General features: G+C 38.4%; 26 protein-coding genes. 8 read left to right on the plus strand and 18 right to left on the minus strand.

Annotation, left to right across the window (positions count from 1 at the left end):
* Nucleotides 1–30: 30 nt before the first annotated feature.
* The 5 genes from ACFCYJ_RS15840 to ACFCYJ_RS15860 all read right to left on the minus strand — a co-directional run bounded on the left by ACFCYJ_RS15840 (nt 31) and on the right by ACFCYJ_RS15860 (nt 3,769).
* Nucleotides 31–180, minus strand: a complete 150-nt coding sequence (locus ACFCYJ_RS15840) for a YezD family protein (protein ID WP_079561519.1) — start codon at nt 178–180, stop codon at nt 31–33.
* The gene (locus ACFCYJ_RS15845) at nt 180–920 is read right to left on the minus strand and encodes a sirohydrochlorin chelatase (protein WP_376074892.1); all 741 of its coding nucleotides are present in this window, start codon (nt 918–920) and stop codon (nt 180–182) included. Before ACFCYJ_RS15845 ends, ACFCYJ_RS15840 begins: the two co-directional genes overlap by 1 nt.
* 12 nt (nt 921–932) lie before the next feature.
* Nucleotides 933–1,709 carry a uroporphyrinogen-III C-methyltransferase gene (gene cobA, locus ACFCYJ_RS15850; protein WP_376074893.1) on the minus strand — a complete coding sequence of 259 codons (777 nt, stop codon included), beginning with the start codon at nt 1,707–1,709 and terminating at the stop codon, nt 933–935.
* A gap of 277 nt (nt 1,710–1,986) precedes the next feature.
* Nucleotides 1,987–2,193 (minus strand): uroporphyrin-III methyltransferase, encoded by a 207-nt coding sequence (locus ACFCYJ_RS15855; RefSeq protein WP_197144264.1) that lies wholly within the window; start codon nt 2,191–2,193, stop codon nt 1,987–1,989.
* A gap of 67 nt (nt 2,194–2,260) precedes the next feature.
* Nucleotides 2,261–3,769: a leucyl aminopeptidase gene (locus tag ACFCYJ_RS15860; RefSeq protein ID WP_376074894.1), complete on the minus strand. Its 1,509-nt coding sequence runs from the start codon at nt 3,767–3,769 to the stop codon at nt 2,261–2,263.
* Nucleotides 3,770–3,882: 113 nt separating this feature from the next.
* Between ACFCYJ_RS15860 and ACFCYJ_RS15865 the strand changes: the two genes are divergently transcribed.
* Nucleotides 3,883–4,365 (plus strand): divergent PAP2 family protein, encoded by a 483-nt coding sequence (locus ACFCYJ_RS15865; RefSeq protein ID WP_376074961.1) that lies wholly within the window; start codon nt 3,883–3,885, stop codon nt 4,363–4,365.
* Nucleotides 4,366–4,513: 148 nt separating this feature from the next.
* Here the strand turns inward: ACFCYJ_RS15865 and ACFCYJ_RS15870 are convergent, their stop codons facing one another.
* The 5 genes from ACFCYJ_RS15870 to ACFCYJ_RS15890 all read right to left on the minus strand — a co-directional run bounded on the left by ACFCYJ_RS15870 (nt 4,514) and on the right by ACFCYJ_RS15890 (nt 10,188).
* On the minus strand, nt 4,514–4,843 hold the full coding sequence (locus ACFCYJ_RS15870; protein WP_376074895.1) for a YuiB family protein: 330 nt from the start codon (nt 4,841–4,843) through the stop codon (nt 4,514–4,516).
* 409 nt (nt 4,844–5,252) lie between these two features.
* Entirely contained in the window at nt 5,253–7,046 is a 1,794-nt protein-coding gene (gene cstA / locus ACFCYJ_RS15875) for a carbon starvation protein CstA (protein ID WP_376074896.1), read from the minus strand.
* Between the two features lie 118 nt (nt 7,047–7,164).
* Nucleotides 7,165–7,911 carry a LytR/AlgR family response regulator transcription factor gene (locus ACFCYJ_RS15880; RefSeq protein WP_376074897.1) on the minus strand — a complete coding sequence of 249 codons (747 nt, stop codon included), beginning with the start codon at nt 7,909–7,911 and terminating at the stop codon, nt 7,165–7,167.
* A 4-nt stretch (nt 7,912–7,915) separates the two neighbouring features.
* A complete protein-coding gene (locus tag ACFCYJ_RS15885; RefSeq protein WP_376074963.1) occupies nt 7,916–9,667 on the minus strand; it encodes a LytS/YhcK type 5TM receptor domain-containing protein in 1,752 nt (583 codons plus the stop codon).
* 23 nt (nt 9,668–9,690) lie between these two features.
* The gene (locus ACFCYJ_RS15890) at nt 9,691–10,188 is read right to left on the minus strand and encodes an NUDIX hydrolase (RefSeq protein ID WP_376074965.1); all 498 of its coding nucleotides are present in this window, start codon (nt 10,186–10,188) and stop codon (nt 9,691–9,693) included.
* A gap of 175 nt (nt 10,189–10,363) precedes the next feature.
* Here ACFCYJ_RS15890 and ACFCYJ_RS15895 point away from each other — a divergent pair, with 175 nt between their 5' ends.
* Nucleotides 10,364–10,921, plus strand: coding sequence for a hypothetical protein (locus tag ACFCYJ_RS15895; RefSeq protein WP_376074898.1), 558 nt, complete (start codon nt 10,364–10,366; stop codon nt 10,919–10,921).
* Nucleotides 10,922–10,971: 50 nt separating this feature from the next.
* A complete protein-coding gene (locus ACFCYJ_RS15900; RefSeq protein WP_376074899.1) occupies nt 10,972–11,094 on the plus strand; it encodes a hypothetical protein in 123 nt (40 codons plus the stop codon).
* A gap of 105 nt (nt 11,095–11,199) precedes the next feature.
* Here the strand turns inward: ACFCYJ_RS15900 and ACFCYJ_RS15905 are convergent, their stop codons facing one another.
* Nucleotides 11,200–11,643: a MarR family winged helix-turn-helix transcriptional regulator gene (locus tag ACFCYJ_RS15905; RefSeq protein ID WP_376074900.1), complete on the minus strand. Its 444-nt coding sequence runs from the start codon at nt 11,641–11,643 to the stop codon at nt 11,200–11,202.
* 144 nt (nt 11,644–11,787) lie between these two features.
* Here ACFCYJ_RS15905 and ACFCYJ_RS15910 point away from each other — a divergent pair, with 144 nt between their 5' ends.
* Nucleotides 11,788–12,279, plus strand: a complete 492-nt coding sequence (locus ACFCYJ_RS15910) for a CarD family transcriptional regulator (RefSeq protein WP_376074901.1) — start codon at nt 11,788–11,790, stop codon at nt 12,277–12,279.
* Between the two features lie 341 nt (nt 12,280–12,620).
* Here ACFCYJ_RS15910 and ACFCYJ_RS15915 read toward each other — a convergent pair whose 3' ends face one another.
* Nucleotides 12,621–12,992, minus strand: a complete 372-nt coding sequence (locus tag ACFCYJ_RS15915) for a HesB/IscA family protein (RefSeq protein WP_376074902.1) — start codon at nt 12,990–12,992, stop codon at nt 12,621–12,623.
* A 1,134-nt stretch (nt 12,993–14,126) separates the two neighbouring features.
* Between ACFCYJ_RS15915 and ACFCYJ_RS15920 the strand changes: the two genes are divergently transcribed.
* Nucleotides 14,127–14,819: a DUF2225 domain-containing protein gene (locus ACFCYJ_RS15920; RefSeq protein ID WP_376074903.1), complete on the plus strand. Its 693-nt coding sequence runs from the start codon at nt 14,127–14,129 to the stop codon at nt 14,817–14,819.
* A gap of 49 nt (nt 14,820–14,868) precedes the next feature.
* Here the strand turns inward: ACFCYJ_RS15920 and ACFCYJ_RS15925 are convergent, their stop codons facing one another.
* The gene (locus tag ACFCYJ_RS15925; RefSeq protein WP_053484205.1) at nt 14,869–15,105 is read right to left on the minus strand and encodes a NifU family protein; all 237 of its coding nucleotides are present in this window, start codon (nt 15,103–15,105) and stop codon (nt 14,869–14,871) included.
* A gap of 83 nt (nt 15,106–15,188) precedes the next feature.
* Here ACFCYJ_RS15925 and ACFCYJ_RS15930 point away from each other — a divergent pair, with 83 nt between their 5' ends.
* The gene (locus ACFCYJ_RS15930; protein WP_376074904.1) at nt 15,189–15,524 is read left to right on the plus strand and encodes a YuzD family protein; all 336 of its coding nucleotides are present in this window, start codon (nt 15,189–15,191) and stop codon (nt 15,522–15,524) included.
* 110 nt (nt 15,525–15,634) lie between these two features.
* Here the strand turns inward: ACFCYJ_RS15930 and ACFCYJ_RS15935 are convergent, their stop codons facing one another.
* Entirely contained in the window at nt 15,635–16,699 is a 1,065-nt protein-coding gene (locus ACFCYJ_RS15935; RefSeq protein ID WP_376074905.1) for an NAD(P)/FAD-dependent oxidoreductase, read from the minus strand.
* 370 nt (nt 16,700–17,069) lie between these two features.
* On the opposite strand from ACFCYJ_RS15935, the gene ACFCYJ_RS15940 reads away from it, so the two are divergent.
* Nucleotides 17,070–17,306, plus strand: coding sequence for a YuzB family protein (locus tag ACFCYJ_RS15940; RefSeq protein ID WP_376074906.1), 237 nt, complete (start codon nt 17,070–17,072; stop codon nt 17,304–17,306).
* Between the two features lie 365 nt (nt 17,307–17,671).
* Here the strand turns inward: ACFCYJ_RS15940 and ACFCYJ_RS15945 are convergent, their stop codons facing one another.
* Nucleotides 17,672–18,424, minus strand: a complete 753-nt coding sequence (locus ACFCYJ_RS15945; protein WP_376074908.1) for a TIGR01457 family HAD-type hydrolase — start codon at nt 18,422–18,424, stop codon at nt 17,672–17,674.
* Nucleotides 18,421–18,873: a DUF86 domain-containing protein gene (locus tag ACFCYJ_RS15950; RefSeq protein ID WP_376074910.1), complete on the minus strand. Its 453-nt coding sequence runs from the start codon at nt 18,871–18,873 to the stop codon at nt 18,421–18,423. The genes ACFCYJ_RS15945 and ACFCYJ_RS15950 overlap by 4 nt, the downstream gene beginning before the upstream one ends.
* Before the next feature lie 88 nt (nt 18,874–18,961).
* Between ACFCYJ_RS15950 and ACFCYJ_RS15955 the strand changes: the two genes are divergently transcribed.
* Nucleotides 18,962–19,228 carry a DUF3055 domain-containing protein gene (locus ACFCYJ_RS15955; protein ID WP_049669114.1) on the plus strand — a complete coding sequence of 89 codons (267 nt, stop codon included), beginning with the start codon at nt 18,962–18,964 and terminating at the stop codon, nt 19,226–19,228.
* Nucleotides 19,229–19,481: 253 nt separating this feature from the next.
* Here ACFCYJ_RS15955 and ACFCYJ_RS15960 read toward each other — a convergent pair whose 3' ends face one another.
* A complete protein-coding gene (locus tag ACFCYJ_RS15960) occupies nt 19,482–19,676 on the minus strand; it encodes a hypothetical protein (protein WP_142510565.1) in 195 nt (64 codons plus the stop codon).
* 64 nt (nt 19,677–19,740) lie between these two features.
* Nucleotides 19,741–20,262: a D-glycero-alpha-D-manno-heptose-1,7-bisphosphate 7-phosphatase gene (locus tag ACFCYJ_RS15965; RefSeq protein WP_376074911.1), complete on the minus strand. Its 522-nt coding sequence runs from the start codon at nt 20,260–20,262 to the stop codon at nt 19,741–19,743.
* Nucleotides 20,263–20,275: the final 13 nt, after the last annotated feature.

Raw genomic sequence — 20,275 nt, forward strand, 5'->3', positions numbered from 1 at the left:
TGCCGGGACACCCGCTGAAAGAAGTTAAAATTATCGAAGTCGTATTTTTTCCTTCTTTTCTATTTGGACCACATAGGAATTTTGCACAATCAATGTAATCGATCCGTGGTTCACAGTATTTAAAATTTGACGGACATTGTCTAATGCTAGATTTACATTTTCTGTCCTTTTATCTACCATTACAAAACACCTTCCTTAGTAAGTTTTAATAATTGATAAATACGTTCCACTAAAACTTCCCTTACATTGTCGTCATAGCCTAAACTTTCACATAAAATAACGTTCTGATTCTCATAATCTTGTAATCGCCTTGTTATGCTTTGGCGCAAAATCCCAGTAAACAACAAATACGGGACTATAAATACTTGATTGTCCCTATTCTTCTCTTGTTGTAACCAATCTTCAAACGTAGGACCCATTCCATATAGAAAGCACGTGTCTACAGCTTCATAAGCGTATTTATCACGTAATCTTGTTGCAATTTTGGCTAAATCACTCTTTACTGCAGGATCACTACTCCCACGACCTATAAGTAAAACACTTGCATCGTTAGACGGGCACCTTGCTTCTAAAATTCTAGTCTGTAATGTATCAATTAATAATTCATGGATACCAAGTGGTTCACCGTATGTAAAACGCACTTGTGGATGCTGTTCTTTTGCTTTATCAATCTCACTTGGAATATCGTGCTTTGCATGCTGAGCGGCAAGCAATAAAATAGGCACGATCGCTATAGCTGTAGCCCCTTGGTTAATACAGCTTGCGATACCTTCAGCAATTGTCGGAGTCGCGAGTTCTAAAAAACTAATTTCTTGAATCGGTATTTTAATCTCTTGTTGTACGCTCTTTAGAAAGGTAACGGCTTGCTCCACTCCTGCCTTTACTCTACTTCCATGAGCGATATATAAAATAGCTTGCATGAACCCACATCCTTACACAGAAACTTCTGCTAACTGTGGCTGCGGAATGTTTTGCTCAAACCATTGAATTGTTTCCCTCAAAGTAACAACTTTTCCTACTACAATTATGCTTGGATTTTGAATATTTTCCCGCTGGACTAGTTCTTCAATATTAGCTAAAGTTCCCGTGACTGTTTTTTGTTGAGAAAATGTACCCCAATGGATGAGTGCTATCGGTGTTTCTTTATCTCGCCCATACTTGAGCAGCTGCTCACGGATATAGGGAAGATTACCGACCCCCATATAAATAGCAATCGTATCCACCCCTTTTGCAAGACTTTCCCATTGGATTCCATCATCCTTGCCCTCTCTCATATGCCCCGTGACCATTGCAAAACTTGAGCCTAGGTCACGATGTGTAACAGGAATCCCCGCATATGCCGGTGCTGCTATCCCTGAAGTGATGCCAGGCACTATTTCAAATGGAATATTATGCTGTGCTAGCACCTCTGCTTCCTCAGCTCCCCTTCCAAAAACGAATGGATCTCCTCCCTTTAATCTCGTCACAATCAATCCTTGCTGTGCATAGCTGACAAGTGCTTGATTAATTTGCTCTTGAATCATGGCATGCTGCTGAGGTAGCTTACCGCAAAAGATGAGCTTAGCCTCTCGTTTAGCATAGGATAGTAGAGTCTTATTAATGAGTCTGTCATACAGGATGACATCAGCACATTCGATACACCGTAATCCTTTTACTGTGATAAGATCAACATCGCCAGGTCCAGCACCCACTATAAAAACTTTCCCCATTTGATTTCACTCCCTTTCGTCTTTTCTTAGAGATAAAAAAAGACTCAAATTATCCATAGGCAGAGCAATGCCTGTGAATAATAAGAGCCTCTAGTTTGCTAGTCAGCTACGTATTTAATTCTTAGTAATACAATAAGAATAATAAATAATTTAGTATATTCTGTCAACACTTTATTTAATGCCTAGACTATGATATTTATTTAATTTAACCTTTTAAAGAAAAAACCAGGTGTCGCTTGCTGACATCTGGTTTTTTTTGAGATCTATTTTATTTGAATTAATATCTACGATGCCCTCCAAACGGTGGACCTGGTCGGAAAAATGGTGGACCAGGTCGGTAAAACGGTGGAAATGGGCGATAGAACGGCGGATAAAATGGAGATGGGCCAAACTGTGATCCAAGAAAACTCCCTAAAAATCCTCCCAAAAACGGCCCTCCAATTGGCCAAAAGCCACCTCCTGGATAACCTCCAAAGAATGTCATAAGCTTCCTCCCTTTTTTACTCTATCGTATGTAGGGGGATGCATATATCACACGTCTATTGCCTATTCTATTTTTCTTCTCCCAAACGTTGCACAAAGTTTGCAAGTGTACGTACCATTACACCTGTACCACCTTTTGGACCTAAGTCATGTACAGCCATCGCATCTGACGTCCCTGCAATATCTAAGTGAATCCATGGTGTATCACCAACAAACTCACCAACAAAGCCGCCTCCAAAAATCATGTGTCCATCACGACCAGGTGAATTATTTAAATCAGCGACGTCTGATTTACGAATTCGTTTTTTATCATTTTCTGTTAAAGGCATGCGCCATACAAATTCATCCGTCTCTTGTGCAGCTTCCATGAAAGCAGCAAAGAATTCATCATCATTCGAAAGTGCACCTGTTTTATCCATACCAAGTGCTGTAATCACTCCACCTGTTAACGTTGCAACATCGATCAGGGAAGTAGCCCCTTGTTGTTTAGCATATGTAGTCGCGTCTGCTAATACTAAGCGTCCTTCCGCATCGGTATTTAAAACTTCTACCGTCTTGCCACTATATGTCGTAATGACATCATCTGGCTTAAATGCTGTGCCAGATACCATATTATCGGTAGAGCCAATAACGGCTACAACATTTTTGTTAGGACGTAATTCACCAATAATTTTCATGGCGCCTAGTACTCCTGCCGCACCGCCCATATCGCCCTTCATGCCTACCATTGAATCTTTTGGCTTTAAGGAATAGCCACCTGTATCATACGTAACCCCTTTGCCAACAAGGCCAATTGGATCGTCAAAATCTTCAGTCGCTTTATATTTTAAAGTTATTAAACGAGGTTCTTCATCGGAGCCTTGGTTGACACATAAAATACCGCCCATTCCAAGCTCCTCTAATTGTGCTTTATCTAAAATTTCCACTTCAAAATCGTACTCGACTGCAAGGGACTCTGCGTAATTGGCTAAGTCTGTCGCTGTCAGTAAGTTTGGTGGTAAATTAATTAAGCTACGTGCTTCATTTACTGCATCTGCATAAATAGCGCCAACTTCAAAGCTTGCCACTACTTCATCTAAATCATTAGCAGTAGTTACAAGATGAACCGCATCAATACGTTTATCTACTTCATTTGATGTTGTTTTGTAATGAGGAATTGAATAATAACCAAGACCAGTTCCTTCACCAGCTAAAAATGCAACATCTGTTAAAGTAATCGACTCTGTCGTAAACGACTCTAGCCAAATTGAATATTCTTTAATCTTTAAGGCTCTTAGTTCCTTGCCTAGCAACCCAAATACTGCACGAACATCGCCTTCTGTTAGGTCCTTACGATCATCTAAACCAACAAATAAAATGCGTTTAAGATTTGCGTGGCCCTTCAAGAATGGCAATTTCGTTATTTTTTTTAACGCAGTAGATACATCCCCTGCACCAATCCACGCATCAATGGATTCTCCATAAAATGATGAAAAGCTTGCCCATTCCTGCATTTGTTCACGATGTTTAGGGACTCCTACTACTAACACTTCAGTAGAAATCGTTTCAAATGTTTTTGCTTCTTTTACAATATGCATGTACATTCCTCCATTCAGTATTCTATTATACCTAAGTTTCAGAAAACGCGTAATATTTGGCTTTTAGAAAATAATGAATGTTATAATAAAAGCAATTATAAGTGAAGGTTGTGATGATCATGAGTTTACTTCAAAATACCCCTTTACTCGTCGCCCTTTTTGCTGTTCTCTTTGCACAGTTTATAAAAATCCCTATTCATTTTTTAATGACTCGAAAGATTAATTGGGGATTATTTACTTCCACCGGAGGAATGCCTAGCTCCCACTCCGCTTCCGTAACAGGACTAACAACCTCTATTGCCTATGAAACAGGATTAGATTCCCCAATTTTCGCCGTAGCCGCTATGTTTTCATTTATCGTCATGTATGATGCGAGTGGAGTACGTTTTCAGGCAGGTCAACATGCAGCTGTATTAAATCAACTGCGTAAGGACTTTGAAACATTGCTTCATGAATTAAAAAAATGGCCGCAAATGGATGGGCGAGAGAAAATGGAAGAGCTAAAAACATTGCTAGGTCACAAACGGAGCGAGGTATTTTTTGGAGCATTAACTGGAATTTTTATCGCCATCATCACATACCAGTTTATTTTGTGAAAATAGACACATCCTCCTGTCGAGGCTGTGTTTTTTTGTTTATCGGAACATTTTTGTGATTTATCGGAAACTTTTCTAGATTTATCGGAAAAATTCAATAAAAAAATCAGTATTCTTCTTTTTATTGAAAGAAGAATACTGAAAGAAGTTAAAACATTCGATAACCACTTTTACGTAAATAAATCATGACAATTCCCGCAACAATTGAACCGGCAAAGCCACCAGATAAGATGGTCACATCCACAAGGTGCAATGCTTGTAACTTATCTAAAAGTGCTGGAAATGCAGAACCTGGCTTGAAAATATAATCTAAAAAGCTTACATCATCGACAATAAAGATAACAACAATTGGATACACGATTGCCATTAACCATGTCATTCGCAGAAGCATATTCAATAAAAATCCAATACCAAAGAACATGACGAAAAATAACAAAATCGAAATGATTAACTGTACTAATGAAACTGGACCATCCATGTATGTATAACCTCCGTTTTCCTCTCATTAGTTTACATGATTACTACAACGCTTTCAATGAACATATCCTTGATTTCGCTTGTTCGTCATATTTAGGGATCTTCACCATAACATGTGGTTGATTTCCGTTCCGACTGGGCGCTTTGCCGCTGCTTCGCTTTCGCGCAGAGCAAAGCTTCCTTGGGGCGTCGGGCCAGCACGAGGTTGATCAAGGCGTTATCACAGGATGTAATGGTTTTAGCTTTGTTCCCCTACCCGCTGCAGGTTCTCATCTGTAACACTGATCCCCAAGGAGTCGCCCAGTCTCCACTTATATGTGGCAATGTCATCCATAACTCTTGGTGATTAGCCAATAAAAAACTATTGAAAACTAGTATACAACTAATTTTCAATAGTTTCTTGCTTTTCATTATGAAGCTGTTTGAGATAATAAAAACTTTGGTGACTTCCAAAGCTCTGCCCATTTTTTAATGGCAGCAATAACAATGATAAAGCCTAAAACTAACATAATGACTGACAATACACCATTTAACATATTGTAACCTGCAGCCGCTGTATTCCAATACACATTTTTAATCATCCAATAGCCTGCTACATTTACAGTGACATATAAATAGGCCAATGGGATAAAACATGTTAAAGCATAGATTCGCTTATCTGCAACTTTTAAGACTATTGTTACACCACATACTAAACCGATTGTCGCCATCAACTGATTCGAAACGCCGAATAATACCCAAATCGAACTAATATCTCCTGAATACAATAAGTAGCCCCACATGAAACATGCAAGTGCACTTGCAAAGATTGTACCCGGAAGCCAATTTGTACGTTTCAGCGGCTTGTAAACATTGCCGCCAAAATCTTGAATTAAATAGCGCGCAACACGTGTCCCAGCATCAATAGCCGTTAAAATAAAGACCGCTTCAAACATGATCACGAATTGATAGAAATAAGAAGACAGTTCAGCAAACCAAGGAATCCCCGTGAAAATATCAGTCATCCCAACTGCAAGAGTAACAGCTCCTCCTGTACGTCCTTCTAAATCCATCCCAATACTTTCAGCTAATGCATGTAAATGAACCGGCTCCATTCCTAATGTAGCAAAGACTGCTGGAGCTGAATTAATCGCAAAATAATCTGCAGGATGAAGGGCTGTTGCTGCAATTAAAGCCATTACACCTACTAAAGATTCTACGAGCATGGCACCAAAACCAACGATGCGAATATCTTCCCAGCGATCAATCATTTTCGGCGTTGTCCCAGAGCCTACGAAAGCATGGAAGCCAGAAATAGCCCCACAGGCAATTGTGATAGAGACGAATGGCCATACTGGACCAGCAATGACTGGACCTCCACCATGAATAAACTCTGTAATTGGCGGGAATTGAATAACTGGGTTAACGAAAAAGACCCCGATGATTAACGCAATAAATACGCCAATTTTCATAAAACTACTTAAATAATCACGCGGCGCTAATAAGAGCCAAACAGGTAATGCCGCCGCAAAGAATGCATAGATCGGTAGAATAATAGCTAAAGTATCACGATCAAACGTTAAAAAATCACCAAATGCTGTTCCTTGAATCATCGGTCCAATAAATACACCGATCATCAACAAAATAAAGCCAACTGTCGATGTAACAATTAAATTTCCTGTTTTACGATAAGCAATACCAACAAGCATCGCTATTGGAATCGTAATCCCTACCGCAAAAGTCCCCCATGGATTTCGCTCCAACGCACCAAGGACAACCATCGATAGCCCGGCCATTGTAATTGTAATAATGAAAAGCATGGCAAGGCCTGTACAGAATCCTGCAACAGGGCCTAATTCCTTTTTCATTACCTCTGATAACGACTTCCCACCATGACGCATAGAAGCGAATAACACTACAGCATCGTGTACTGCACCACCGATTACCGCGCCAATTAACAGCCAAAGGAGCCCTGGCAAATAGCCAAATTGTGCAGCTAAAATAGGTCCGACTAACGGTCCAGCTGCTGCAATCGCTGCAAAATGATGCCCAAATGTCACCCATTTATTCGTCGGAACATAGTCTTTACCATCCTCCATAGCGTGCGCTGGGGTGGGTGTATCATCTTTTATCTTAAGTACCTTCTTTGTGAAAAATATGCCATACAAACGATAGCTAATCATCAGTACACAAATGGAACCTATTACAATTGTAATAGCATTCATGTTATCACTCCTTTTACGTTTTCCACATCATAGCAAATGAATTAAACGATTATTCGTAAAATTCACCAAAATGTCAGAATTTTAAGTTGAAAGGGTGTTTTCTACTGTTGAAATGCAGTTATTTTGATAGCTGAAAGATCTTGCGCACATCCTTCATATAAAGCCTGCTGACAGGTATCGAATGTCTATTATGCAAAATCAAATTGTATTTAGAGCTACTCCAAGGCTCCAGCTCTACAATATGTTCTAAATTGACGATAAATGCCCGATGGACACGCACAAAACCTTTTAAAGTGAGCTTTTTCTCCAAAACGGCTAACGACTCTGAAGCAAAATATCTCCCTTTCTCAGTGACAACAATCGTCTTACTATCTTCAGATGTACAATATAAAATTTCCTGTATTTTTATAAGTAAAATTCGATCATTCACATAAACTGTTAATTTATCAAGCTTGTCCAATTGTAAATGCTTTAATTTTTCCATCGTTTTAGTCTGTGTTGCTCTTCTTTTGGCCACTAGTTTTTCAACTGCACGTTGCACACGCTCTTGCTCAAACGGTTTCAAAATATAATCAAAAGCGTTCACTTCGAATGCCTGTAGTGCATACTCATCATAAGCAGTAGCAAAAATAATTTCAGATTTAAGTATGCTTTGTTGTAGCTGTTTTGCCAATTCAAGGCCATTATTTACGCCTAGCTGAATATCTAAAAACACACAATCGATCTGCTCAAACTGTGGATCCAGCAGTATTTCCTCCAAATCCTCTGATTCACCGATGATCTGAACTAACTTTGTTTGCTCCAATAAATATCGCAATTCAGCCCTTGCTAACGGTTCATCATCTACAATATAGACATTTAACATTTCTCTACTCCCATCTTGTGGCTTTTAACGGTAGCTGGATCATAATTGTCGTACCAACATCCAATGTACTTGAAATGTGAAAATCTGCCTCAGTTCCATAAATTTCATGAATACGCTGATAAATATTCCATAAAGCGGTCCCCGTTCCTTGCTCGGATTGCATGATCGTTTTGCCAAGCTGCTTAACCTGCTCTTTTCTCATCCCACAGCCATTATCCTCTGTTGACAGCAACAGCTTATTATTAATTCGTTGTACCTTAACGTCAATTTTGCCTTCCTTACGATTTTTAAAGGCATGATAAACGGCATTTTCAACAAGTGGCTGTAAGGTAAATGGGGGGATTTGTACGTCAAAAAGTGATTCATCCAAGTGAAATTGCACATCATAGCGATTTGGAAACCTTGTTTGTTCAATCGACAAATAAGCCTCCACATGGTCAATTTCATTTTTTAACGGAATCAGCATTTGACGAGCGCCCTGCAAATTACTCCTGAAAAATGTACTAAGCTTTATCAATAATGCTCTAGCCCCATCAGCATCCGTTCGGATCAAACTTGAAATAGTATTGAGACTATTAAAAAAGAAATGAGGATGTACCTGTGCTTGTAGCGCTTTAATTTCGGCATCCTTTAATAGCTTTCTTTGCTGCTCAATTTCAGCATATTCAAGCTGCGAAGAAAATAGTCGACTGAGGCCCTCAGCAAGTTCCTTTTTAGCCCCTGTTAACGAAGTAACATTAATAAAATATAGCTTTAAGGTACCAACCGTTTTATGCTGTACTTTTAATGGTAAGACAATCGCAGCACTTAACGGACAATCTTCATGTGGACAATTGATTTCTTTTGCGGACGTCGCTGTAATAATGCGCCCTTCCACTAATACGCGCTTCGTTAAAGCCGTCATTATTTCTTGATGAATGACGTGATGATCCTCTCCTACTCCTACATGTGCTAAAATCCCATTTGTATCAGTAATCGCGACTGCATCAACCTTAATCTCTCTTTTAATAATCTCCGCAACCGTTTGGCACGATTCTTCACTTAACCCTTTACGAAAATGGTCTATTGTTTGTTGAGCAATAGAAAAGGCTTGGTGTGTTTGTAATGCTTTTGTACGCTCTTCCTCATCAATAAAAGTTTTAATAATAATGAAAAATATCAAAATCCCAAGGGCATTCATAAAAATCATCGGTAGCGCAATTAAAGAAACTAATTGCAAAGCTTGTTCAAAAGGCTTTGCCATTAGTAAAATAACAATCATTTGTAAAGTCTCTGCACAAATTCCGATGATAACAGCCTTTTTATAGGAGAATGTTTGACGTATTTTTAATTGCTTACTTAAACCACCTGTAATGAATCCTGCTAGTATTGTTGAAACACCACAGGCAACCGCTGTAAAACCGCCAAGGGTAATACGATGAATCCCTGCAATAATCCCTACGCAAACACCTACAAGTGGCCCACCGAAGATCCCGGCAATTGCTACGCCAATTAGCCTCGTATTCGCAATGGCCTCCTCTGCATTTATAGTGCTATGTATCATTTGATTTAAAGGATGAATGGACCCACTTTCAATTTTAATCCCTGTATAGCTGCTAACTATACTTAAAGCACTAAAAATAATAATAAGCCAAACTTTTTCCTTAACCCCTTGATCTTGAAAGAGCACTCCCCGAAAGAGGCGCCATCTTGACATTAAAAAGGCAAACACAATGATTAGCCCTACTCGCTCTAACATAAACAAAAATAGCTCCATCATAGGTCCCCTCCTCTGACGCTCTATTTTTTAAAGAACAATTTATAAGAGGAATAACCAAAGACATCTCCTGGATTAATCCCTTCTATCCCCTCTAATTGGTGCTTTTCAAATTGATTGGATGCCATTTCCTTTAACATCACAGAAGTCATCTCATCTTGAGTTAGCTCTTTTGGATACATCCATTTCGCTTCTAACAATTCTTTTTCCTGAATACAAATCTGCTGTTGCTCATCTTTCATCCGACAATAAAATATCGCCATATTATCACTAATGTCACCACGAATCACACCCGTTCGAAAACCAATTAAGCCTGATACATAGCAATCAATGCCCGTTTCTTCTTTTAGTTCACGAACAACAGCCTCATCTACTGTTTCACCAGCATTGACAAAACCAGCTGGCAATGACCATCTTCCCTTTAATCCGCTATATGCCTTTTTGACAACTAGCCATTGTCCTAACTCATTTACAGTTACCCCTGCAACACCTAACCAAACTTTTCCTCTATCTTTTTTCATCATCTTCACCTCTATATCACTATTATAACGGCTTTTCCGTATATAGAAGTATTAATTCAGAATTTTATGGTTACTTCTCACTCTCAAACATAAAATATGCATGTACTCCAATTTTGTAAATATGTTACACTAGTTAAAATATAGAATATTCACTCTATTTAAAGGAGGAAATTTTATGTTAAACGAATTATCACCTAATGGGAAGCTTTTTATTATTGCGATAGCGTTGCTTTTACTATCACCCATCATTGTTTTCATGTTGCCATTTACGATTTCCCAAACTTTTTATTTTAGTAGCGATAATATCGTGCTGATCACTCCAATAAGCAATTTCACTATGCTTTTCCTAGCAATTACACTAATTATTTTAACGTTGATCATACTTGGTTTCAAAAGAAATAAATACACCTATTTGATTACGATTATAACAATCGTGAGCAGTCTGGTTTTAGGCTATTTTTCTGTTTTAAGTTATATCGCTATACAGAATACACAAATTGTTTTCAAAGAATATCTCCATAAAACTACATATGAATGGCAGAATATTAAGGAAGTCATTTATGAGTATGAAACAGGTACAGTAGGCACTTATTATTTCCAAACGAAAAATAACGAAAAGTTTGTCATTGAAGAAAACGGACAATTTGGTTTTGGTCCAGAGGAGAAAAGTGCTATTTACAATTTAACAAATGAAAATGGCGCTATATTTATAGAACGTGAGAAGGTAAAGTAACGATTATCAATTATGCCCCGGCATAATTGCGTCCGGAATCGGATTTGTGCTTGCACAAAGAACTCCCTTCCGATTCCGTGACATCCGCCGGAGGCTTTAACTTCTTTCAGCAATTATTTTCTGTAGCGAAAGCGAAGCGTCAGCTACAGGTGTCTTTTGCTGAAAGACGTTAAAAAAAAACCACTTTCGAGTAGAACGAAAGTGGCTTAAGACAGTGCCCTACCTTTTCATGTTATAAGCCGTGTTCCAAGCATTTTCCATACCTAAACAACGACTACTTACGCTTCCAACTGCTCCATATCCCAATCAAGCTTTAATATATTTTTTAATCGGATGACCTGATCTTCTCCAATTGTATTGACCAGTTGTTTTTCTATTTCTGCTTTACAATATTGATTTTTTTCAAAGCAATCTTCACCAAATTCAGTCATACGAATAGCTTTATGTTTTTTACTATGTTCGACACTCGTAACTGTCACCAACCCTTTAACTTCCAAACTCTTTATTATTTTATGGGTTGCTTGTCTTGAAAATTTAACATTTTTAGCTACATCTGAAATCGTAAGTTGTTTTTTATAAATTATACCCAAAATATACCATTCCGAATTTGATATATAAATATCGTTATGCTTATTCCACTTCTCTTCAGCAAGTCTTCGAAGTAGTTCGTGACGTTCGCTCAACAAATCAATGACATCTCGATTCTGCAATTCGTCCTTCAACTAGTTCACCTTCATTTCCTATTTTTCGTTATTAATATACAAAAAACAGCAGCAATCGTCAACTAAGTTGACAAAAACCTTTTAATTGCTTACAATAAATTTAGTCAACTAAGTTGACAATATAGTTTGTTGGAGGGAATATACATGTACAATGTTGGCGATGTAGTCATTTATTCATCACATGGACTTTGTTCTATTGAAGATATTTGTGAACAAACCTTTAACGACATTACAAAAACATATTATGTTTTACAACCACTAAATGAACCACAATTAGTCATTCGTACCCCTATTGACAATTCCAAAAAACAGCTTAGAGATATTATTCAAAAAGAAGAAGCACTCAATATTTTACATTCATTCACATCACCTGGCGTAGAATGGATTGAACAAAACACTCATCGCTCGAGAGTTCATCTAGAAATATTTAAATCCGGTAATCGCCAAAAACAAGCAAACCTTTTAAACACATTGTTACGAAAAAAGATTGAATATAGTGCTAGCGAAAAAAAATTCCCTAACCAAGAAGAGAAATTACTGCAATCTTTACAAGAGAACATTTTTTCAGAGTTCTCCATAGCTCTTAATAAATCATCCGATGAAATTTATGAATATGTATTAACACAGCTTCACTAGCGGTGAATTATTGGTACATTAAATAAGGCCACGATTAAAAATAATCGTGGCTTATTTTTTATTTAAAAAGAAATAAAAAAAATTGTTATCATTTTCGATTGTATAGGTTTCCTCTGTTTCATTCATTTGAACGAATGTTGCTATTCCTAAATTTGAGTTTTTAATCATAAACCATAGGGATGCCACATGCGAATGAAGCTAGTACTTAGATGCATTATTTTACCAGTTAACAGAATTAAAAGGCTATAAAAAAGCCTCCTTCATTCACCATGTTTTACAACATCATAAATCAAAGAAGCTTATTATTTAGAGCTCATTATTAATGAGCTTTTTGTTTAGTTTTAGTCACAAATCTCAGGCGTACCTTCACGTTTTGCTGTTTTGAAAGACGTGCCACAGCCACATGATGCGATAGCATTTGGATTATCGATCGTGAAGCCACCACCCATTAGCGATTGTTTATAGTCAATTTTTGTCCCCATTAAAATCGGCGCATCTTCACGGGAAACAAGAATTGTTAAACCATGTTGTATATCTTCAAAATCATCTTCTTTTTTCTCTTGATCAAAATGCATACCGTATGATAGGCCGCTGCATCCGCCACCATTAACGACTACACGTAAAAACGCACCTTGCTCTTCATTGTGCTCCATCATTTCATTAATATGAAAGACAGCCGCTTCAGTAACTTCAATTACTTGCTTACTTGTCATCCCAATCACCTTCCTTCTTAATTATTATCATATCAATTTTGACTATTGTATGACAAACATTCAGCTCCAACAGGATTTTGGTTCATTACTAATAGTTAAGGATGACATTTGTTAAAACGTATGCTAAATAGTTGATTTGGGGACGACAGGGCGACTACTTGGGCTTACCCGATCACTTTTCGCGGATACCTGATCACTTCCGGGGCTTACCCGATCACTTCTCGGGTATACCTGATCACTTCCGGGGCTTACCCGATCACTTCCGGGGCTTACCCGATCACTTCCGGGGCTTACCCGATCACTTCTCGGGTATACCTGATCACTTCCGAGGCTTACCCGATCACTTCCGGGGCTTACCTGATCACTTCCGGGGCTTACCCGATCACTTCCGGGGCTTACCCGATCACTTCCGGGGCTTACCCGATCACTTCCGGGGCTTACCCGATCACTTCCGGGGCTTACCCGATCACTTCTCGGGTATACCTGATCACTTCCGAGGCTTACCCGATCACTTCCGGGGCTTACCTGATCACTTCCGGGGCTTACCCGATCACTTCCGGGGCTTACCCGATCACTTCCGGGGCTTACCCGATCACTTCCGGGGCTTACCCGATCACTTCCGGGGCTTACCCGATCACTTCTCGGGTATACCTGATCACTTCCGGGGCTTACCCGATCACTTCTCGGGTATACCCGATCACTTCCGGGGCTTTCCCGATCACTTCCGGGGCTTACCCGATCACTTCCAGGGTATACCCGATCACTTCCGGGGCTTACCCGATCACTTCCGGGGCTTACCCGATCACTTCTCGGGTATACCCGATCACTTCCGGGGCTTACCCAATCACTTCTCGGGTATACCTGATCACTTCCGGGGCTTACCCGATCACTTCCGGGGCTTACCCGATCACTTCCGAGGCTTACCCGATCACTTCCGGGGCTTACCCGATCACTTTTCAGGGACGCCCCCAGAAAAGCGCCCAGTTGGAACGGAAATCAACCTCACATGATTGTGACAAACCTGATTATTAGTAAAAATTCTAATATTTTTCACATTAATAGTATTTTTTATTCATGTTTATAAAATTCACATTGGTATAATAGTTGTAATTAGCGATGAAAGAGGTATCAAATATGGAGATTTCACCTTATTACGAAAAAAAAACTCAATGTCTTAATTGCAAAAAAGAATTTCCTACATTAAAAGTACGCTCTAAATTCATTAAAGTAGATCATACAGAAACAGATTTTCAACCTATTTATGCAGACGGTGTAAATGCCCTTTATTATAATGTATTTGTTTGTGAACATTGTGGCTTTTCATTTACAGAAGACTTTTCAAAATATTTTGCCCCTGGCACGCAAGATGAAATTCGCACACAAATTACTGAAAAGTGGGTTCACCATGATTTTAAGGGAGAACGTACTGTCTTCCAAGCGATACAAGCTTATAAATTAGCGTTTCTTTGCGGTACGATTAAAAAAGAAAAATTTGTCGCTATAGCGGGACTTACATTACGTCTTGCATGGCTATATCGTTCACTAAAAAACGAAGGGCAAGAGAAACGTTTTATGACAATGGCCCGAGATTACTATATGGATTCTTATTCAAATGAGGATTACAGCTCCACTCAAATGTCAGATGTACGAATTATGTATATGATTGCTGAACTATCACGGCGTATCGGTGATTTAGAGAATGCTACTCGCTTCTTTTCAAAGGTCATTGAAAAGCAAAGTATAGGTGGAGAGGCGAAAATCATTGATATGGCTAAGGAACAATGGGCTATTATCCGAGAAGAAAAAGAACACGCTCGACAAGTGTAAGAAAAAAAGTTCTAGCCTGAATGAATCAGCTAGAACTTTTTTAGTCATTTTAGAATACTTGTTCCACTTCAATAATACCTGGTACTTCTTCTAATAATGCGCGTTCGATACCAGCTTTAAGTGTAATTGTTGAACTTGGGCAACTACCACATGCGCCTAATAAACGTAATTTTACAATGCCGTCTTCTACATCTACTAATTCACAGTCTCCACCGTCACGTAGTAAGAATGGGCGTAATTTATCTAATACCTCTTGAACTTGGTCGTTAATTGTTGTTTCTGACATTTGTCTCGACTCCTTTCCTTATAATGATTATAATGTTAGCAACAGAAAAAATCCAATATAGAATCACGAGGAGTGGGAATGCTATGAGTCAAGCGAAACCAAAGATTGAAATTTACGGAACAGCGGTGATCTGCGCGAGTTGTGTCAATGCACCATCTTCAAAGGATACATATGAATGGCTACAAGCAGCCATAGATCGAAAATATCCAAATCAAGGATATGATATTCGCTATATCGATATTGAAGGACCAATTGAGAATAAGCGCGATCAAGATTATGCTACACGCATTCAAGAAGATGAATTTTTTTATCCACTTGTCCTTATAAATGATGAAGTAGTGGGCGAAGGCTATGTGCAATTAAAGCCTGTATTTACTGCACTTGAAAAGCAAGGCTTCACGCCAGACGAAACTGTTTAATTCATGCACAAAGCCGATTCTGGACGCCATTATGCCGAAGCATAATTGATAGAAAAAATAAGAGATTGTTTCGAAATAAATTTCGAAGCAATCCCTTTTTGTATGACTTATTAATCATTTTGACGTTTGTAGTACCATAATAATCCTGATTTCATCAAGCGTGCGATACGTCCTGTTACTGTTGTATCTGCTAAATAAACAAAGCCTTGTTTTTTACCAAGAGCTCCCATGAAACCTTTTAATTTGATATCAGGCATTTTCTCGGGTAAGTTTTCGCCTTTCCAACGCATGCGAAGTACTTTCACGATTTGTTCTGCTTGTTCCTCTGCTAACTGCGCAGTTGGAGGTAAATCTGAAGCAGCACAGTCACCTACAATATATACATGCTCGTCATCAAGAAGATTGAAATATTGTGTTACAAGCGGACGGCCTTGTTTATCTTTTTCAACTTCCAAATCACGAACAATTTTGACTGGCTGTACACCAGCAGTCCATACTACAGTATCGAGCACAATTTCTTCATCGTGATTGTAAATTTTACCTTGTTCGATTTTTGTAATATTTGAATTGGCAATAACTTCAACATTATGTTTTACGAACCAGTCTTTTACATATTTACTTAGCTTTTCTGGGAAGTCCTTCAGAATACGTGGACCACGGTCAAATAGCTTTATTTTTAAATCTGATCGGCTTTCACGTAGCTCACTTGCAAGCTCAATACCACTTAAGCCAGCTCCTACAATTCCAACTGTAGAGCCTGCTGGTAAACCACAAAGTGCTTGGAATGTTGAACGTGATTTCGCCATTGTCTGAATGCTATATGTGTTCTCCTCTGCACCTGGTACACCATGATATTTATCCTCACAGCCAAGACCAACTACTAAATCATCGTATTCAATACGTTGTCCATCTTCTAAAATGACTACTTTTTCCGCACGATTAATTTCAACAACTTCTCCATATACAGCCGATAAACGTTCATGCTCCGGGAAGCATACACGAATTTCTTTATCTGTTGCAGTCCCTGCTGCTAAAGCGTAAAATTCTGTTTTCAAACTATGGAAAGGGGCTCTGTCTACTATCACAACTTCTGTGTCTAATGGAAGGTTTGGTAATAATCGAAGCATGACACGCATATTGCCGTAGCCGCCACCTAAAAGTACTAATTTTCCCATAATAGTCTCCTTTTATATCTCTTATATTAATTGTTCACAAAGTATCCACAAATGAGTATAACCGATTGTGAGAAGTTTCACAATATCATAATGCAATTTTGTGAAAGATTTCACAAAATGAATGATAACTTGCCTTTTTCGAACGATTTTTGAGTCATTTGGACTTCGATAAACCGTCGTTATTGTTCGAATTTTCCTTAATTATCGTTTCCTTTTCTTCACTTTTGCAAAAATAGTTTAACACTTTAGCTTGCTATCGTATTAATGCGACCAACCTTACCACTGAAAATTTGCTTTTATCTCACGGCCAACTCAAATCATTGACGAATGTTTTAAAAGCGAGTAGCATTACTTTGGTGAGGTGACACGTATGAATCCAATGGTTGAATTTTGTATAAGTAATTTAGCAAATGGCTCTCAAAAAACTTATGAAGTACTAGAGCGCGATCCGAACATCGACGTTTTGGAATATGGCTGCCTTAGTTACTGTACAAAATGTTCAGAATCATTTTATGCAATCGTCAATGGTGACTTAGTTGAGGCTGATTCTCCTGAAGAGTTGACGAAAGCCATTTATCAATTTATCGAAGAAAATCCATTATGGTAATGAAGGTGTAATACCTCATTCATATAATGATGAAACGCTTACTACTAAATTTGAACATATAAAAAGGATGTTATGCCAAAAAAATCGACATAAGCATCCTTTTTTTATATTTTAGGCTTTGTATGAAAGAAGAATCAATTATGCCTCGGCATAATTGCGTCCGGAATCGGCTTTGCGCTTAGGCCTGCAGATGTTTTTTGCGCGAAAGCGTAGCGGCAGCAGCACCGATGCAGGTCAGTTAGCCGTTATCGCATGGATGCGATGATTTTAGGCTAACATCCTATATTGAACTCCTTTCCGATTCTGTGACATCCGCCGGAGGCTTTAACTTCTTTCAGGGGTGTTTGGACATCCCCTGAAAGAAGTTAAATTAAAGCTTCTACCACATAAGTAGGTTGCTGCTCCTTCTCAAGTACAACCTTTGTTGGTGTAACACCTGTATTCACATGGATTGTATCACAGCCAAAACGAATCCCACACATAATATCTGTGTCGTAATTATCGCCAATCATCACCATTTCATCTTTCATAAAGCCATGCTCTGTTGCAATGGCTTCAAGCATTGCAGGGGATGGTTTACCGATATAGAGTGGCTCAACGTCTGCAACCTCACCTACTAATCGGGCAAATGACCCATTACCTGGGAGAAATCCATGTTCTGTCGGGAATTTAATATCTTGATTCGTAGCTATAAACGTTGCCCCATTTTGCACAGCAACCGTCGCCTTCGCAAGTGCCATATAATCTAGATTTCGATCAATCCCCATAACAAATACCTCTGGCGCATCCTCGGTAGGTTCAATACCTTCATTAAATAATGCTTTACGAATACCATCAGAACCTAACATGGCTACTTTTTTGCCAGGGAAATTCAAGGCTACATATTTCGCTGTAACTAATGCACTGGAGTAAATATGTTCTAACGGTGCATTCACACCTATAGCACTTAAAGCTTCCTGCAACTGTTCTCTTGTCTTAGAAGAATTGTTTGTTACGTAAAATGGCTCGATTCCTGCTTGTTGTAGCCGATGTATAAAAGTAATCGCAGAAGGAATGCCGTCCTTCCCACGGTACACTGTACCATCTAAATCAAAGCAATATGCCTTGTAGGTTTTCATTGATGATCCTCTGGTAAAAATGCAGAAACAGGGCCAAGTTCATTTGTTACATAACTATTCACAGCTGGTGAGAATTGCTTTAATGCTGGTAAAGTCGTTGTTAACACATTTACAACTTCCTGAACATCTACATCTGTAAATTCACGAACAAGCATTTTACGTAAGCCAACTACTGCTTTTAACGGTGCTTCCATTTCAGTAGATACGACTTTTTCATCGATTAAAATATCAATTATATCCTCATAGCTTCCTGGATCACGCATAATGAAGCCGTCAATCATTAAGTTTCCAACATCCATCATTGACTCCATCACATTGTGACCAATTCGCTCGATTGCTAATTTCTTAATATCGTTTTCTAGCCAGCTATCTTCTGACTCTAAAATAGCTAATAGCCCATCTAAGTACTGTAAATTTTTTGTGATTTTATTACGATCTACAAAATACACAAGGAAAGCCCCCATTCAAATCTTTAAAAGTTGATAGTCATTTCTCTTCTATAGTACCATATCTATAGGACTGGAAGGAGATTAAAAGATGGAACGTTTTTTTTTATATGATGATGTAGAAGATACAAAAACACGCTTTGTTAGTTTTGCTGGGGACAAGTTACGTTATGATTTAGCCATTTTGCAATCGGGTCGTTTCTTTGGAAAAGTGCTTGTCATGGATATCCAATTTGGACGCTTTGCTATAATTGGTCCAGATGATGTAGAAGAGCCTGGCTATCTTGAGCACGTATACAATCGCACAGAGGAAGATACTGTCGAGCTACGTGAATATTTACGTGAATTATTAAATTAACACCCTTCTATTTGGGTGTTTCAACTTGTCAATAAAAAGAAATTAATAAAGCAATTATGCCTCGGCATAATTGCTTCCGGAGGCTTTAATTTCTTTCAGCGAGTGTTTGGACACCCGCTGAAAGAAGTTAAAAATTCAATACAAAAAAATTCCGCTTTTCTGTAGACATAGGATATCCTTTACGCACTGTTCAACAGAAATATGGCGGGATTTTTTATAAGTATTTTAAATTGAGGAGCATTGTATCGTGCCCCTACTTTTCATTATTTAATTTAGCAGGATTATCCTTATTGCGAGGCTTGTCTTTGTTTTCATTGTCGTTTTGTTTTTTTGCTTGTTGATTTTGCCCAATTACTCCTAAGTCATCAACACTAATATCAAAGCCAAATCCATATTCTTCTCGATCTAACGATTTTTTATTTTCTTTAGTCAAATTAATCACCTCCAATAAATAAATTATCCTTTTTTACATGATTTATACGTTTCGTCTTTCCACTTCAACAATACTAGCTTTATGCTGTTGCATCCTTAATAATCCAATCAGCAGCACTAATTAAATCTGGAAAAACCGCATCTGCTAGCGGATCTTTCTCACCTAAAAATACGCCTTTCGTTCCCGCTCGTTTGCCTGCTATGATATCTGTATCTGTATCTCCCACCATGTAGGATTTTGCCAAGTCTATATTATATTTTTCAGCAAGATCAACGATTAATTTACTATGAGGTTTACGGCAAGCACAGCCCGATTTTGGTGGACAATAGACGACTTCGTGAATAGTGGCTCCTTCCTTCTTCAATTCTTTTACCATATGCTCATGTATTTTTTGAAGCTTCGTTTCTTTCATATATCCCAATCCAACGCCACCTTGATTAGTAACTACAAATATATAGTCGAAGTATTTATTCAATTTTTTTATAGCTTCTGGAACATGCGGTAGGAAATAGAGCTCATTAGGTTTGTTTACAAATTTAACGCGATCCGTTAATACTTCATTAATGACCCCATCACGGTCCAAAAATACAGCTTTTTTCATCTAAACAACACAC

Origin of the sequence: Lysinibacillus sp. NPDC056232 (genome assembly GCF_042267565.1) — a bacterium.
Classification (GTDB): Bacteria; Bacillota; Bacilli; order Bacillales_A; family Planococcaceae; genus Lysinibacillus.